The following is a 753-nucleotide window of genomic DNA, read 5'->3' as shown; positions in this document are numbered from 1 at the left end:
CAAGAGTCAGCTCTACATCACATTGATTTCAATACACTTGGACTCTTAATTGGTATGATGATCATTGTAAGCATCACTGCTGAAACTGGATTATTTAAGTATATTGCACTAGTTGCAGCAAAGAAAGCAAAAGGTGATCCCGTCAGGATTCTAGTATCACTCGTCCTTATCACGGCAATTGGATCGGCTTTTCTGGATAACGTTACAACTGTTCTACTGATGGTACCTGTTACATTCAGTATTACACGGCAATTGCGCGTTAATCCCGTCCCTTTCTTAATTACTCAAATTCTTGCATCAAATATCGGTGGCACTGCAACGTTAATTGGGGACCCACCAAACATCATGATTGGAAGTGCTGTTAAGGAATTGACCTTTATGGCCTTTATCAACAATCTTGCTCCAATCGTCGTGGTCATTATGGTTGTCACAATTCCGATCTTCGTATTTATATTTCGCAAGCACATACAGACGACACCTGAGTTGAAGATGAGTATTATGCAAATTGACGAGAAAAAAGTGCTCGCAGACCGAAAACTACTAGTCAAGAGTCTTTCCATCTTGGGTCTAACGATTATCGGTTTCTTTCTTCATCAAATGCTACACCTTGAATCAGCGACTGTAGCCTTAGCTGGGGCTTTCCTGTTACTACTCTTAACTGGGGAACACTCCATGGAAGAAGCTTTTACCAAAGTTGAATGGACTACGATTTTTTTCTTTGTTGGACTGTTCGTCTTAGTTTCAGGTTTAGTG

1 protein-coding gene is annotated in these 753 nt (G+C 40.5%); it reads left to right on the top strand.

What is annotated here, in order from left to right; all coding sequences use genetic code 11:
• Positions 1-753: SLC13 family permease (locus A8708_RS23440; protein WP_275667930.1), on the top strand; the 753-nt coding region annotated here is incomplete at both ends.

This window comes from Paenibacillus oryzisoli, from assembly GCF_001653565.1.
GTDB lineage: Bacteria > Bacillota > Bacilli > Paenibacillales > NBRC-103111 > Paenibacillus_E > Paenibacillus_E oryzisoli.
Note: the sequence above shows the minus strand (reverse complement) of the source record. Positions and strands in the feature narration are given on the sequence as shown.